This window comes from Streptomyces sp. NPDC060031, assembly GCF_042736805.1.
Taxonomy (GTDB): domain Bacteria; phylum Actinomycetota; class Actinomycetes; order Streptomycetales; family Streptomycetaceae; genus Streptomyces.
In genome coordinates, this window is record NZ_JBHWVM010000046.1 from 46,889 (window position 1) to 60,485 (window position 13,597).

Annotated in this window: 12 protein-coding genes; 3 read left to right on the forward strand and 9 right to left on the reverse strand. The window is 70.7% G+C overall.

All coding sequences use genetic code 11. The features are described from left to right. Positions 1–61: 61 nt before the first annotated feature. The 3 genes from ACFWB8_RS21225 to ACFWB8_RS21235 form a co-directional block, all read right to left on the reverse strand. Positions 62–1,156, reverse strand: a complete 1,095-nt coding sequence (locus tag ACFWB8_RS21225; RefSeq protein WP_385229071.1) for a glutamate--cysteine ligase — start codon at positions 1,154–1,156, stop codon at positions 62–64. A gap of 327 nt (positions 1,157–1,483) precedes the next feature. Continuing rightward, positions 1,484–2,857: a (2,3-dihydroxybenzoyl)adenylate synthase gene (locus ACFWB8_RS21230; RefSeq protein ID WP_385229073.1), complete on the reverse strand. Its 1,374-nt coding sequence runs from the start codon at positions 2,855–2,857 to the stop codon at positions 1,484–1,486. Positions 2,858–3,109: 252 nt separating this feature from the next. After that, a complete protein-coding gene (locus tag ACFWB8_RS21235) occupies positions 3,110–4,078 on the reverse strand; it encodes a GNAT family N-acetyltransferase (protein ID WP_385229112.1) in 969 nt (322 codons plus the stop codon). 53 nt (positions 4,079–4,131) lie between these two features. Here ACFWB8_RS21235 and ACFWB8_RS21240 point away from each other — a divergent pair, with 53 nt between their 5' ends. Beyond that, on the forward strand, positions 4,132–4,749 hold the full coding sequence (locus ACFWB8_RS21240) for a TetR/AcrR family transcriptional regulator (RefSeq protein WP_385229076.1): 618 nt from the start codon (positions 4,132–4,134) through the stop codon (positions 4,747–4,749). A gap of 126 nt (positions 4,750–4,875) precedes the next feature. Further along, a complete protein-coding gene (locus tag ACFWB8_RS21245) occupies positions 4,876–5,754 on the forward strand; it encodes a patatin-like phospholipase family protein (protein ID WP_385229079.1) in 879 nt (292 codons plus the stop codon). Positions 5,755–5,773: 19 nt separating this feature from the next. On the opposite strand, the gene ACFWB8_RS21250 is transcribed toward ACFWB8_RS21245, so the two are convergent. After that, a complete protein-coding gene (locus ACFWB8_RS21250; RefSeq protein ID WP_385229082.1) occupies positions 5,774–6,346 on the reverse strand; it encodes a TetR/AcrR family transcriptional regulator in 573 nt (190 codons plus the stop codon). A gap of 79 nt (positions 6,347–6,425) precedes the next feature. On the opposite strand from ACFWB8_RS21250, the gene ACFWB8_RS21255 reads away from it, so the two are divergent. Beyond that, complete coding sequence (locus ACFWB8_RS21255; protein ID WP_385229085.1) at positions 6,426–7,625, forward strand: FAD-dependent monooxygenase; 1,200 nt, start codon at positions 6,426–6,428, stop codon at positions 7,623–7,625. Between the two features lie 24 nt (positions 7,626–7,649). On the opposite strand, the gene ACFWB8_RS21260 is transcribed toward ACFWB8_RS21255, so the two are convergent. From ACFWB8_RS21260 to ACFWB8_RS21280, 5 genes are all read right to left on the reverse strand, one after another. Next, the gene (locus ACFWB8_RS21260) at positions 7,650–8,612 is read right to left on the reverse strand and encodes an endonuclease/exonuclease/phosphatase family protein (protein WP_385229088.1); all 963 of its coding nucleotides are present in this window, start codon (positions 8,610–8,612) and stop codon (positions 7,650–7,652) included. A 90-nt stretch (positions 8,613–8,702) separates the two neighbouring features. Further along, positions 8,703–10,016, reverse strand: a complete 1,314-nt coding sequence (locus ACFWB8_RS21265) for a nitrate/sulfonate/bicarbonate ABC transporter ATP-binding protein (RefSeq protein ID WP_385229091.1) — start codon at positions 10,014–10,016, stop codon at positions 8,703–8,705. A 65-nt stretch (positions 10,017–10,081) separates the two neighbouring features. Then, entirely contained in the window at positions 10,082–11,815 is a 1,734-nt protein-coding gene (locus ACFWB8_RS21270; protein WP_385229094.1) for an ABC transporter permease, read from the reverse strand. Positions 11,816–12,341: 526 nt separating this feature from the next. After that, complete coding sequence (locus tag ACFWB8_RS21275; RefSeq protein WP_385229097.1) at positions 12,342–12,491, reverse strand: hypothetical protein; 150 nt, start codon at positions 12,489–12,491, stop codon at positions 12,342–12,344. 233 nt (positions 12,492–12,724) lie between these two features. Next, entirely contained in the window at positions 12,725–13,330 is a 606-nt protein-coding gene (locus tag ACFWB8_RS21280) for a CorA family divalent cation transporter (protein ID WP_385229100.1), read from the reverse strand. Positions 13,331–13,597: the final 267 nt, after the last annotated feature.

Sequence of the window (13,597 nt, forward strand, 5' to 3'; positions counted from 1 at the left end):
TCGGCATGCGCGGCCAACGCCCGGAGAGCGAGCGGCCCACCCCACCCCGGCTAGCGCCGCCTCATCCGGTGGTGGCTCCCGCGGTGATCAGGGCCGCGAGCGCGGGCAGACCCGCCTCGGCGAGGGCACGGCGCTGGCGGTCGGCAGCCGTGCCCTGCTGGAGGAGCCGGTGAACGAGCGAGCTCACTTCGCGGGAGTCACCGTTCTCCTCAAGGGCGGGGCCGATGTGCCGCAGCAGCATGCACAGCACGTCCCTGCTGCTCCGCATTCGGCCTTCCGGGTCCACCAGCGTGCTGCTCATCCCGTGCCGGGCCGCGTGCCACGTCGCCGCCTGCAGGACCTCCGGTCGGCACAGCGCGGGAGCGGCTCCCGCCTTCTCCTCGGCGATCGCGGTGGCGGCGAGCCCGCGTACGATACCGGCGAGCATCACCGCGTCGTCCGCCTCCAGCTGCACGTCACAGCAGCGCACTTCGAGGGTCGGGTAGCGCTCGGAGAGCCGGGCGTGCCAGTACAGCTGCCCGCGATCGGGGATCACCCCCGAGTCCAGCAGGCCGTCTGCCCGCGCCTCGTAATCCGCGGCCCCCTCGAAATACGGGGGCGGGCCGCTGACCGGCCAGCGGCCGAAGATGATCGTGCGCCAGCTGGCGAACCCGGTGTCGCGCCCGTCCCACAGGGGTCCGTTCGCGGACATGGCCAGCAGGGTCGGGAGCCAGACGCGCAGCCGGTTCAGCATCGCCACGCCGGTCTCCCGGTCGGGGATCCCCACATGGATGTGCATGCCGCAGATCAGCTGCTCATCGACCAGCAGCCGCGCCTCTCCCCGCATCCTCAGGTACCTCGCCGTGCTGGTGACGGGTACGGGGAAGACGTCCTTGACCGGCGCGGTGCCAGAGATCGCGATGCGGCAGTCGTTCGCCTGTGCGGCGGAGGCGACCGCGTGGCGCAGCCGCAGGAGGTGCCCGCCCACTTCCTCCAGGGCCGTGCAGACGGGGGTGGCGACTTCGATCTGGGCCTGGAGCAGTTCGTCCTGGACCTCGCGTTCGTCCGCGATCGGTGCCAGGCGGGCCGTGGCACGCACCTCCTGTACGAGCGGAGCGGGAAGGAGAGTTTCCGGGTCGACGAGCAAGTACTCTTCTTCGACCCCAACAGTGATCATGATGTGTGGCTACCCCCTAACCCGTCGTGATCACTCATGTGAACGGCAATTTCGGCTGATGGGGCGCAATCTGCCGCTCTTCGAGGCGCCGTACGGGGACGGCTCCGGCGGCGATGAGCGGTCGCGGCGGATCGCCGCCCGCGTGGCGATCCTCTGAGGGAGCCGCGAGAATGAACTGACGGAGAGGCGTGGCCGTGGCCGTGGGTATGGCCCGGGCGCGTACCCGGATCTTCGTCGTCCCGCGCTGCACGCCGACACCCAGGGGACCACGGACTTCCCGGGCCCTCACCCCTTCGGCCTCGACCAGGACCCGCCGGCCTGTGACGTTCAGCCGGCCGCGGCCGGCGGCGGGACGTCCGCGAGGCGGCCGGTCACCACCAGGTTGCCGTCCGGGGTCCGCCGCGCGAGGGCGCCGGTGCGGAGGTAGCCGTCGGGGGTGAAGGAACGCGCGTTGTGGTCGGGCGCCCGGTAGTAGCCGCGCACGGTGTACGGACCGCGGGCGAGGAGTTCGCCGGGCTCCCCGTCGGGTACGTCCTTGCCGTCGGCGTCGACGATGCGGATCTCGTCGTCGGGCGAGAGCGGGCGGCCCTGCGTGCTGAGCACGGTCCCGTCCGGATCGGCGGGCCGGGTGAGAGTGAGCACCCCCTCGGCCATCCCGAAGCCCTGCTGCAGGCGGCAGCTCCATTCGGCGCCGATCCGTGCGGCGGTCGCCCGGGGCAACGGCGCGCCGCCGATCTGCACGAGACGCAGACTGCTCAAGTCCGCCTGGACCGTGGGAAGTGCGCCGAGCCAGAGCTCGGCGACGGCGGGCGCCACCGACGTGATGGTGACCCGCTCTCGTTCGATGAGCTCGAGGCAGTGGGCGGGTCCCGGGTTCTCGACCAGGACGACGGCGCCGCCGACGGAAAGGGTGCCGACGATGCCGGGGCAGCCGAAGGCGAAGTCGACCTCCGCGGGCAGCGCGGCGAGATACACGTCGTTCTCGGTGAGCGACACCAGATCGGCGGCGGCCCGCGCCTGGTAGGCGTAGTCGTTGTGGGTCCGCGGAATGAGCTCGGGCGCCTCGGTGGCACCGCTGGAGAGCAGGAAGAAGGCCACCTGGTCGGCGCTCTGCGCGAGCGCCCGCTCGGGCGGGGCGTCGAGGGAGCCCAACGGGATGTAGTGGCAGCCGGACGGGTCGGCCGTCATGCCGCCGTACGGGGACGCGGCGCCCGGCGCCTCGAGGGTGAACACCCGGCGCAGGAAGGGCCCTCGGGCCGCGATGTCCGCGACCATCGCCGTGTGGTCGAAGCCCTGGTAGGTGGAGGGGCCGACGTAGCCGACGGCCTGGGTGACCCGTACGAGGTGGGACACCTCCGGCGCACGGTGCGGGACGGGGCAGAAGACGGGGAGCGCGCCGGCGCGCATCAGCGCGAACACGGTGATGACGAGCTCGGGAACGTTCGGCAGCTGGACGACGACCCGTTGCCCCGGCCGGAGGCCGCTCAGCCGGAATCCGGCCGCCGTGCGGTCCACGCGCCGGTTCAGGTACGCATACGTGATGCGGGTGCCGCCGTGCACGAGCGCCGTCCGCGGTCCGTACTGCAGGGCCCAGCCGCGCAGCAGGTTGTCCAGCGTGTTGCCACGCCAGTGCCCGGCCGCCCAGTAGCGGTCGACGAACTCCTCGGGCCAGGGTGTGCAGCCGTCGAGCACGGGTGTCATCCGCTTCCTTCCAGCCCCGCCGTCTTGGACCGGGCCATCCAAACCGCCAACACCCCTGTAAGCAATGCGCTTTACCCACCATCGACGCTGCACCCCCTCGGCAGAAAGACCAATGAGCGCCGCTGACCAGGAGGGGCCCGACCAGCCCCCTCGACCACCGCGACCCGGAGATCGTCACCGGGCGCACCAGGCGCATCGGGCGGCGCCTGCACGCCTGCCCGCCCGGTGAGCCGGGGACCAGGGCGGGGGGTCCTACATGTCGACCCAGGCCATCGAGCTCATCTTCCAGCCGGCGGGTGTCCGGACGAACTGGGTGGTTTTGCGGCCGGAGCCCTCGAACCATTCGCCGTTGAGGAAGCCGGACTTGCGGTATTCACTGAGCCGGTGAGCGATCGATTCGCGGATTTCGGTGCGCTCCGCGACTTCCCACTCGGAGAACTCCGTCAGCGTCCCATCGGTGAGGATCTTCTGCCGGGGCTCGATGAACGAGTCGAGGTCGTAGATCACGGGCTCGTCCCCGGCGTTGCTGATGATCATCCCCTGTGGAATGAACACCTCACGGACGGCGTCGAGGTTCGGCCGACTGCCGTTGGTGTTGGTGAACGCACCGAGGAACACGCGCATCAACTGGTCGAGCCGGGCCTTGGCGTCGGGCGCGGGGAGGGGTGAGGCGGCTGAACCGCCGGACCACTCGTCGCGCAGGACGGACCAGATTTCCGTGTCGTGCCGCATGCCCCGGTAGGGATGGCGCTGCCGCAGCACGCCGTCGCGGGACATCCCGAGCCGGCGCGCGGCTTCGATGCTGCGGGCGTTGCCCGCCGCGACCCACCATTCGACGCGGCTCATCCCGCGTTGCCCGAAAGCCCAGTCGATCAGCACGCGGCACGCCCGGGTCACCAGTCCGCGGCCCGCGCCGTCCGCCTCCAGCCAGCAGCCGATCTCGCACACCCCGGTGGCGGCGTCGAAGCTCGTGAACATGACCCCGCCGACCAGCGTGCCGTCCAGCCAGATCCCGTAGATCCGGCGGGTGTCCTTGGCCTGCTGGTCCGCGTAACGCTGGAGAGTGGCCGTGGCGGAGGCCAGGTCGGTGTTGAACGTCGCCCAGGGTATCCAGGGGTCCACATACGGGCGGGCCCGGTCCATGTGGTCGAGGAACTCCTGAGCGTGCCAGGGCTCCAGCGGGCGGAGCCGAGCATTTTCACCGAGCGACAGTTCGAACACGGATACCCTCATTCCATGGTACGTAACGAGTGTTCGGTAGGTAAGGTACCAGCATGCCCCCCGCTCCCGGAGACCGTGAAGCCCGCCGCGAGGACGTCTCCCAGGCCGTCTGGCACGTCCTCGCCGACAAGGGATTCGGCGGGCTGACGCTGCGCGCCGTCGCCACCGCGATGGGCGTCTCGACCGGGATGCTCATGCACTACTTCCCGACCAAGCGGGCCCTGGTCGCTCACGCCCTGGACCTGCTGGAGAAGCGCACCGCGGAACGCCCGCGACGTGAACGTCCCGCCGAGGGCCTTGGCGCCGTGCGCGTCATGTTGCTCGACATCCTGCCGCTGACCGCGGACGACACCGCCCGCAACCGGATCTGGGTCAGCTCCTGGGACCTGGCCCTCGCCGACGACGGGCTCGGTGCGGAGCAGGCCGACCGCTACACCCGGTTGCGCTCGACGATCCGCCCGCACTTCGAAGCCGCTCGCCGCCTGGGGGAGCTGCCCGCAACCGCCGATCCCGAGCAACTCGCGGCCACCGCAGTCGCGTTCGTCCACGGACTCGTCGTCCAGGCCCTCTTCGACCCCGGCCGGTTCTCGGTGGACGTACAGACCTCCATGCTCGACGACTTCCTCGCTTCGGTCGCCCCGGTCGCCCCGGTCGCGCCGAACCCGGCCTGACGCCGACCTCGCGAGGCGAGTGATCACCCGCCTCGCAGCATTCCTGGCAGCCTCCTTGACCTGAAGTTCGGTAGAGGTCCTACCGTCGATCACGTTGATCAGCACCTGATGACGGGGGACGAACCAGTGAATATCGATACCGCAGCGACCTTCGACCGCGCACTCGTACTGGGCCCGGGAGGCCTGGCCGGTACGGCATGGATGACCGGGTTGGCCAGTGGGCTGCGCCGCAGTGGGGTGGACCTCGGCGAAGCCGACCTGACCGTCGGCACGTCGGCCGGTGCGATCGTCGGCGCGCTGTTGGCCACCCGCCAGGACCTCGACCGGCTCGCCGCCCCGGCGCGCCGGCAGAGTCCGGCCGCCCCCCGGCGTGAGGTCGACGCCGCCGTGATCGGTTCCGTGTTCGCCGTGCTCGGCGACGGTGGGCTGGAGCCCGGGGAGGCCCGGCGCCGGGTCGGCCGCATCGCGCTCGACCACGCCGACGCGGACGCGGGCACAGGCGCCGAACAGGCGCTGCTCGCGGGGCGAGCCGCGCTGATCGGCTCGAACGCCTGGCCGGACCGGCGGTTGCTGGTCACCGCGGTGGACGCGGCCACGGGTGAGCCCGTGGTGTGGGACCGCACGAGCGGCGTGCCGCTGGTGCACGCGGTGGCCGCGAGCAGTGCCTTCCCCGGGGCTGAGCCGCCTGTCGCCATCCAGGGCCGGCGGTACATGGACGGCGCCCTGCGCTCGGGAACGAACGCCGATCTCGCGGCCGGAGCCCGCACGCTGGTCGTCATCGAGCCGATGGCGCACCTGTTTCCCCGCGAACCGCTGGAGCAGCAACTGGCAGCCCTCGGGGCTCAGACCGTCGTGACCGTCGGCCCCGATCCGGATGCGGTGCGGGCCTTCGGCTCGGACCTGCACGACCGGGCGACCTGGGGCCCGGCCTACCAGGCGGGTCTCGCCCAGGCGACCGCCACCGCCGATCGGCTGCGCTCCGTGTGGACGTCAGCCGAGAAATGAGGGTGAGGAGCAAGCGGTCCTAGCCGGCCAGCGCAGCGTCGAGCATCCGGCGGGCGACTGCCGTGAGTTCCGCCAGGTCGGGCGCGGGCCGGGTGCGGGCCGTCGCGCCGGCGAGGCGGTCGAACAGCAGGCCGTCGGTCCAGGCGACCAGCAGCTCGGCGGCCTCCCGGGGGCGCGCAGCGCCCAGTGCCGCGAGGATGAGGGACGCGCGGGCGCGGGCCGCCAGGCCTTCACGATGGAGAGCGGACCCCAACTCCGGCGTGCGCGCAGCCTCAAGGCTGAGCTCGTAGCGGGCGAGCTGGCGCTCGCGGCCCGTGGTCAGCCAGCGGTGCAGCAGCTTCCCGAGTGAGGTGGCGGCCTCCTCGCGCGAGCTCGGCTGTCTCGACTCGATGTCGTCCAGGTCCAGCTCGGCGATCCGCGCGTAGCAGGCGCCGATCAGCGCCGTACGTGTGCGGAAGTAGTAGGAGGTACTGCCCGCGGGCAGCCCCGCCGCGGTGTCGACCGCGCGGTGCGTGAGCCCGCGCAGGCCGGCCTCGGCCACGGTGGCGATCGCGGTGTCCGCGATGAGGCTGCGGCGGCCGGAGCTGGACATGCCCTCACTCTACAGTTGTAGAGTGAGGGCTCTACGGCTGTAGAGGGTGCCTGACTCAAACGGAGAGGTGAGGTGTTCCATGCCGAAACGTCACGCAGTGGTCGCCGGGGCCGGAATCGGCGGTCTCACGGCCGCCCTCGCACTGCACCGCCGCGGCTGGCACGTCACCGTCTGCGAGCGCGCCCCCGAGCCCCCGGCCACGGGCGCCGGCATCGGTCTCGCCCCCAACGCCCTGCGCGCCCTCGACGCCATCGGCGTCGACGCCGCCCACGCCGCCGGCAGTGCCATACCCGCAACGATGGGCGTACGCCGTTCCGGCGGCCAATGGCTCACCCGGACCGGCACCGCGGACATGGCTGCCCGCTACGGCATGCCCCCGATCGCCGTTCCGCGCCCGGCCTTCACCGCCGCACTGGCCGCCGCCCTGCCGCCGCAGGCCCTTCGCTACGGCACCGATGTGACCGGCGTCGACGACGCCGCGGGCCGCCCGACCGTCCGTACGGCAGCTGGGCCGGACCTTCCCGCCGATCTCGTCGTCGCCGCCGACGGCATCCACAGCCCGCTGCGCCGCGCGTACTTCCCCGCCCACCCGGGCCTGCACTACATCGGGGAGACCGCCTGGCGGACCATCGTGGACGCCCCGGAACTCCGGATACCGGCCATGAGCGAGACCTGGGGGCGGGGCGAGCGGTTCGGCGTGACCCCGCTCTCCGACGGCCGGCTGTACCTCTACGCCACCGCGGTCGTCCCGGCCGGCAGCCGGTCGGCCGACCCCCGCGCCGAACTCCGGCGCCGCTTCGCCTCGTGGCACGACCCGATCCCGGCCCTGCTGGACCACGTCGGGCGCCTCGATCCTGCCGACGTCCTCCAGAACGACCTCTACGACCTGGCCGCCCCGCTTCCCCGCCTGCACCACGGCCGGATCGCCTGGATCGGAGACGCCGCCCACGCCATGGCCCCCAACCTCGGCCAGGGCGGCTGCCAGGCCATCGAGGACGCGGTGGTACTCGCCCACCTGCTTCCGTCCGGAGACAGCGCAGCCGGCGGAGACAGCGGAGCCGGCGCGGACTCCGTCCCCGCCGCCCTCGCCGCGTACACCTCCGCCCGCCGCGACCGCACCGACGCCGTGCGCGTCCGCGCCCGCCGGGTCGGCAGCCTGGGCGCCCTCCGCAACCCGCTCGCGGTGGCTGCCCGCGACCTCGCGGTCCGTGCCACCCCCACCCGCCTGGCCCTGCGCGGCATGGACGACCTCTTCAACGGCTTCCGACTCCCCGGGTAGGAGCTGGTGCGGGGCGGGCGTCCGTCACGCCGTGCGTCGCACCCCGGTGAGGACGGGGCGGTGGTCGCTGCCCAGGTCGGGCAGGACGCTGGTGGTGCTGGCCTCCAGGCCGCGCAGCAGTACGTGGTCGATCCGGACCACGGGGAAGGCGGCGGGCCAGGTGAAACCGAAGCCCCGGCCCGCGTGTTCCTGTGCGGGCTTGAGACGGTGGGTGAGGGGGGCCAGGCCCCGGTCGCGCAGGCTGCCGTTGAGGTCGCCGAGCAGCATCATGCGGCGGGCCGGGTCCTTGGCTATGCGGTCGGCCAGTACGGCCGCGGCGGCGTCGCGGCGACCGATGGCGAAGCCCTCGGTCGCCTGGAACCGTACGGAGGGCAGGCGCACCGTGTAAATGGCGGTGTCGCCGCCGGGGGTGCCGGCGACGGCCCGGATCGCGTGGGGCCAGGGGCCGCCCAGGTTCATCGCCTCGACGGCGCGCAGCGGGTAGCGCGACCACAGGCCGAGGGTGTTGTGGGTGGCGTGGTGGGGGTACACCCGGGCAAGTGCCTTCTTGTACGCGGGGATGGCCGGGAGGGGGACCTTCTCCAGGGCGACGACATCGGCGCCGGTGGCGATCACTTCCCGGGCGACGGCCTCGGGGGTGGTGCGGTGCCCGCCGACGTTGAAGGTCAGGGCCTTGAAGTCGGTGTGCCCGGCGCGGGGCGTCGTCGTCAAGGTGGGTACGAAGAGGTAGCACCAGGCCACCAGGGGTACCAGCGCGGCGGCCATCGCCCGACGCGAGCCGCGCAGCGCCGCCCACGGCAGGAGGACCGCTATCGCGATGCCGAACCACGGGAGGGCGGTCTCGGCGAGGCTGCCGAGGTTGCCCGGTCTGTTGGGCAGGAGCTGCGGAAAGAGCAGCGCTACGGCGAGGAGGAGTGCGGGGACGGCGATGCGTGCGGTGTGACGGGGGCGGCCCCCCGAGCCGCCCCGCCGTGTGCTGCGGGTCATGAACTCTCGCTTTCGCTTTCTTCCACAGGCCGCTTGCGCCGCTGCCGGGGAGGGCGGGCCGCCACGGGCATGGCCATCACCGGGGGCGGGTCAGGCGGCGTGCGCGTCGTCGGCGGGCAGCAGCAGGACGAGGTCGTCGGCGTCGTAGTCGAAGAGCTCGGCGTAACGGCCCCAGGTGATCGCGGTACTGAGCTGGCGGTGCGCCGCGTCCGCGGAGGCGTTTCGGCTCAGGCGCCCGATCAGGTAGTACTCGCGCAGACGGCCGTGGTCGGAGGCCATGAGGAGCGTCCGGATGGTGGCGATGAGGGGGATGTTGGCCAACGCGGCCGCGGCGAAGAGGTGCTTGCGGGGCAGGATGTCCGCCCGGCCGAAACCGCGCCCGGTGACCGTCAGCTCCAGCCGGCCGGCGTCGACCCTGGCGTAGCCGAGCTGCTGCGCCGCTTCGACGAGCGGCAGCAGGTCGTCGACCTCGAAGGCGAGGGCGTCGGCGAGTGCGGCCAGCTCGACGGTGCCGCCCATGGAGTCGAGGACTTCCAGCAGCCCGGTAAGGGACTCCACGTTGGCGGTCGGCAACGGGGCCGCGGATCGCAGGGGATCACGTACGTCGGGGGCGGCCGGGGCGTGGCCGCGTTCGCCGGTCAGTGCCTCGTACGCGTCCTCGACCAGCCCTGCGAAGCCGTCGCTGCGGCTGTTGCGGGGGTGGGGCAGGTCGACTCGGAGCTCGGCCTTGATGACACCGGGGTCACTGTCCAGGACCAGAATGCGGTCGGCGAGCAGGACGGCCTCCTCGATGGAGTGGGTGACCAGGAGGGCGGTCCGGGTGGGGGTGTCGGGGTGCGCGAGGAGTTCGAGGAGCTCGTTGCGCAGGGTCTGTGCGGTCAGGACGTCGAGTGCCGAGAACGGTTCGTCCATCAGGAGTACGTCGGGCTCGACGACCAGGGCGCGGGCGAAGCCGACGCGCTGGCGCATGCCGCCGGACAGTTCCTTCGGATAGGCGTTCTCGAAGCCGTCGAGGCCGACCATGTCGATGGCGTTCAGGGCGCGGTCGCGTCGTTCGGCGAACTGCACTCCCTTCGCGCGGAGGCCGAGTTCGACGTTTTCCTGGACGGTGAGCCAGGGCAGCAGGGCGAACGACTGGAACAGCATGGCGGCGCCGGGGTTGGGGCCGTCCAGCGGCCGGCCGCGGTAGTGCACGGTGCCGCTGGAGGGGGCCAGGAGCCCGGCGACGTGGCGCAGCAGCGTCGATTTCCCCGATCCCGACTTGCCCAGGAGGGCGACGACCTGGCCCTCGTGCAGGGTGAGGTTGATGTCGCGCAGGACTGTCAGGTCGCCGCCGTTGGGGGCGGGGAAGCTCTTGTGGAGGTTGCGCACGGTGATGACCGCGGGGGTGGCGGGCGCGTTCATGTGATCGCTCCTCGGCGATGGGGCCGACGTGGGGGGAGTGGTGAGAGTGGTGGGGTGGGGGCGGGTCACAGTCCGCAGCGTTTCTGGGCGAAGTCGTAGAGGCGTCGCCAGAACAGCCGGTTGATGATGACGACGTAGACGCTCATCAAGACGGCGCCCAGGAGATTGCGGGCGAAGTCGCCCTCGGTGGTGGCCTGTTGGATGTAGGCGCCGATGCCGACGGCGGTCAGGGTCGTGGTTCCGTAGCTGACGATCTCGGCTTGGATCGAGGCGTTCCAGGCGCCGCCGGACGCGGTGATGGCGCCGGTGGTGTAGTGGGGGAAGACCGCCGGGAGGATGAGGGACTTCCAGCGGAGCCAGCCGCGGAGCCCCAGGTTGTCGGCTGCCTCGCGCAGGTCACCGGGGATGGCGCTGGCGCCGGCGATGACGTTGAAGAGCACGTACCACTGGGCGCCGAGGGCCATCAGGGCGATGCTGCCCCAGTTCAGGGTGATGCCGGACACACCCAGCACGATGACGGCGAGCGGGAAGATGAAGTTGGTGGGGAAGGAGGCCAGGACCTGGACGATCGGCTGGGCGATCCGGTTGACCTTCGGGTTCATCCCGATCCACACGCCGATGGGGACCCACACCAGGGTGGAGACGGCCACCAGGAGCAGGACCCGGCCGTACGTGATGAGGGCGAGCAGTGCGGCGTGGCCCATCTCGGGCAGCGGCACATGGGCCAGGAGGTACGAGAACGCCTGCCAGACGATCACCACGACGGCAATCGTGTAGAGGGTGTAGAAGACGCGGTCGGCGTGCTTGCGGCGGACCGGGTCGTGGTGGAGGCGGCCGGGCGTGGTGCCCAGGACCCGCATGGCACGGTCGAGTGCCTCGCCCGCGGGGCGCAGGGCCTGTCCGAGTCGCCCGGGCAGGGTGGAGCGGCGGAGCAGCGTGAGGAACCAGCTGCGCGGCTGCTCGGCGATCTCGCAGTCCTCCGTACGGAACCGCTCGGCCCAGGCGGTGACGGGCCTCCAGAAGAAGAAGTTGACGGACACGACCATCGTGATCATGGCGGCGATGGCCAGGCCCACCCGGCCGCCCTCTCCGTTGTCCAGGGCCTGGGTCACGTAAGAGCCGACACCGGGCAGGGCGTTGTCATTGCCCATGACGCTGATCGTCTCGGAGGCGGACAGGGCGAACCACGCGGCCCCGAAGCTGATCATGCCGTTCCAGACCTGGGCGATCATGCCGCTGGGCACGTCCAGCTTCCAGAACCTCTGCCAGCGGGTGAGCCGCATCATCCTTGCCGCTTCGTCCAGGTCCTTGGACTGGGTGCTCAGGGACTGGTAGAAGGCCAGCGCCATGTTCCACACGAGCGCGGTGAACACGGCGAAGATCGAAGCGAATTCCAGGCCGAGAGTGGAGTGCGGGAAAAGCGCGATGAAGCCGGTGACGGTGATGCTGAGGAAGGTCAGGACCGGAACGGACTGCAAGATGTCGAGAGCGGGGACGATGACTTTGGCGGCGCGCCGGGACCGGGCGGCCCATGTCCCGAAGATCAGGGTGAAGATGACCGCCGGCACGAGTCCGGCGAACATCCGGAACGCGGAGCGTGCCGCGTAGTACGGCAGTTCGCCCGGGTCGGTGGATACGGCGGGCGCCTGATCCGCCCGAAGGGGCTGGTCGGCCGAGGCTCCGACCCGGACGACGAGATAGAAGAGCGCGATGACGCCGAGAACCACGAGGAAATCGACGGGACGCAGGCGGGGGTTGCGCAGCGCGCCGGAGGAGGGAAACTGACGGAATTTCGACATGGGGAACCCGAGAATGTGGTGCGGGGGCGCGGCAACGGGGCAGCTCGGAGCCGCCGGGGGCGTACCCGGGAGGAGGCTTCAGGGAAGTCGGCGCAGGGCGGATCGAGGGCCGGCCCAAGGGCGCGACACGGGCGAGGGAGGACTCGGCCGTTCAGCGCGAGAGGGAATGCGCGCAACTAGGAGGATCGCCGTACAGCACAACGACCACCTCCTGTCACACGTCGAATGAAGTACGCCTGAGCGCCGGATCCAGTGGCGGAATGTCCGACTTGGCGACAAGCAGACCATGACATCTCTGATCAACCCCGGTCAAATCCACAGGGCTCTGAGTCGGCTCTGGACGCGCATCGCCCGGGAGGCGGCCGCAGTAACGGCCGAGCAATCGTCGTATCGGTGGGCGGGTCACGGGAGTTCTGACTCATGCGTGGCAGGCCGGGGAAACGCATGAGGATCCCGCCAGTGAGCCATGCCACTCTCCACTGACGAGATCCTCATGCGGCCGGGCGCGCCGACCGTGACCGTGCTGCTAGATGCAGCCCCTACGCCGTAGGTGGGTGAACATCGCGACGCCCGAACCCGCCACCAGGAGGAGGAAGGCCGGCCAGGCCCAGACGAATTTGGTTTCCGGCTGGTAGAAGTTCGCGGCGTAGATACCGCCCAGCAGTGTGGGAATCATGAACACCACGAGCCACGAAGTCACCCTCCGGGCGACCCTGGTCCCTTGGTAAAGCTCCACTGACTTCTGGTGGAGCAGTACCATTTCCTTCCGGTACCGGCGGACTCCCTGGAGAAAGGTGTGCAGTTCTTCATTCGAGCACGCGTCAAGGTCTTTGGGGGTGAGCCCGGCCAAGCTGGAGTGCGTGGAATTATTCGACATGTAAATCGCCCTTCCTCTGCTCGATGGCAGTCCTACAGCCAGCCCTTGCGCTTGACCGCGAAGTAGGTGGCCAGGGCGGTGGATGCCAGGGCGGCGAGGAATATCGGCCAGCCGTACTTGAACTGGAGCTCGGGCATGTGCTCGAAGTTGGAACCGTAGAGCGAGGCGAGAGCGCCGGGCACCACGGCGATTGCCGTCCAGGCGCTCACCCTCCGGGTCTCCACGGTGACCTTCAGCTGGTCCTCGGTGATTTCCCGGATGTCTTCCATTTCCTTGTTCAGCCCGCGGATCTCCGTGTTGATCTCGCGGAGCAACTCCACCTTCTGGGTGTGCTCGGCAACCGTCTCGACGGGCATGAGCGTGTTGTCGTGGTTCGGCGGCATCGTGCTGGTCATGGAATTCCTCCTGTCAAGGCACGTCCTGGGCGGCACTCGGTGTGCACCCGTCGCCGCTCGGCGGATCTCGGACGTGCTTCGGCGGTAAGCGTGTGGTGAATGTGTTCGCTGAGAAAGTTGGGGACGCGGCACGTAGCAGCGGCCGCGCGGCCCGGTCGCCGGTGGACGTGCCAGGGCACGCCGATACGGCGTCGGGTTCGGATGAGAAGGCGCGCGGAAACCGGATACGTGTCGCGGAGGCATGCTGGCGCACCGTGGCGCGGCAGGCGGGCCGCTACTGCAGTGCGTCAAGCGGGATCGGCGGCGTATACGCCTTGGGACTACTGCCACTAGGCACGCTGATCACCTCCCGCGAATCCTGACGCGGTCTGTCCCGCGCCTCAGCCAAGGTAAACGACAAGCAATGTGATTACAAAGTCGGAAAAATGGCGTATCAGTCAGATCCACCCCGGAAAGAGCTGAAACCTGCAGATGGGAGCCGGTGGCCCGCCCCACGGCGGGGGGCGGGCC

Excerpts from the sequence above, each read along its gene's own strand:
- ACFWB8_RS21225 (WP_385229071.1), bottom strand. The coding sequence starts at position 1,156 with ATGATCACTGTTGGGGTCGAAGAAGAGTACTTGCTCGTCGACCCGGAA.
- ACFWB8_RS21230 (WP_385229073.1), bottom strand. The coding sequence starts at position 2,857 with ATGACACCCGTGCTCGACGGCTGCACACCCTGGCCCGAGGAGTTCGTC.
- ACFWB8_RS21240 (WP_385229076.1), top strand. The coding sequence starts at position 4,132 with ATGCCCCCCGCTCCCGGAGACCGTGAAGCCCGCCGCGAGGACGTCTCC.
- ACFWB8_RS21250 (WP_385229082.1), bottom strand. The coding sequence starts at position 6,346 with ATGTCCAGCTCCGGCCGCCGCAGCCTCATCGCGGACACCGCGATCGCC.
- ACFWB8_RS21255 (WP_385229085.1), top strand. The coding sequence starts at position 6,426 with ATGCCGAAACGTCACGCAGTGGTCGCCGGGGCCGGAATCGGCGGTCTC.
- ACFWB8_RS21260 (WP_385229088.1), bottom strand. The coding sequence starts at position 8,612 with ATGACCCGCAGCACACGGCGGGGCGGCTCGGGGGGCCGCCCCCGTCAC.
- ACFWB8_RS21265 (WP_385229091.1), bottom strand. The coding sequence starts at position 10,016 with ATGAACGCGCCCGCCACCCCCGCGGTCATCACCGTGCGCAACCTCCAC.
- ACFWB8_RS21270 (WP_385229094.1), bottom strand. The coding sequence starts at position 11,815 with ATGTCGAAATTCCGTCAGTTTCCCTCCTCCGGCGCGCTGCGCAACCCC.
- ACFWB8_RS21275 (WP_385229097.1), bottom strand. The coding sequence starts at position 12,491 with ATGATTCCCACACTGCTGGGCGGTATCTACGCCGCGAACTTCTACCAG.
- ACFWB8_RS21280 (WP_385229100.1), bottom strand. The coding sequence starts at position 13,330 with ATGCCTCCGCGACACGTATCCGGTTTCCGCGCGCCTTCTCATCCGAAC.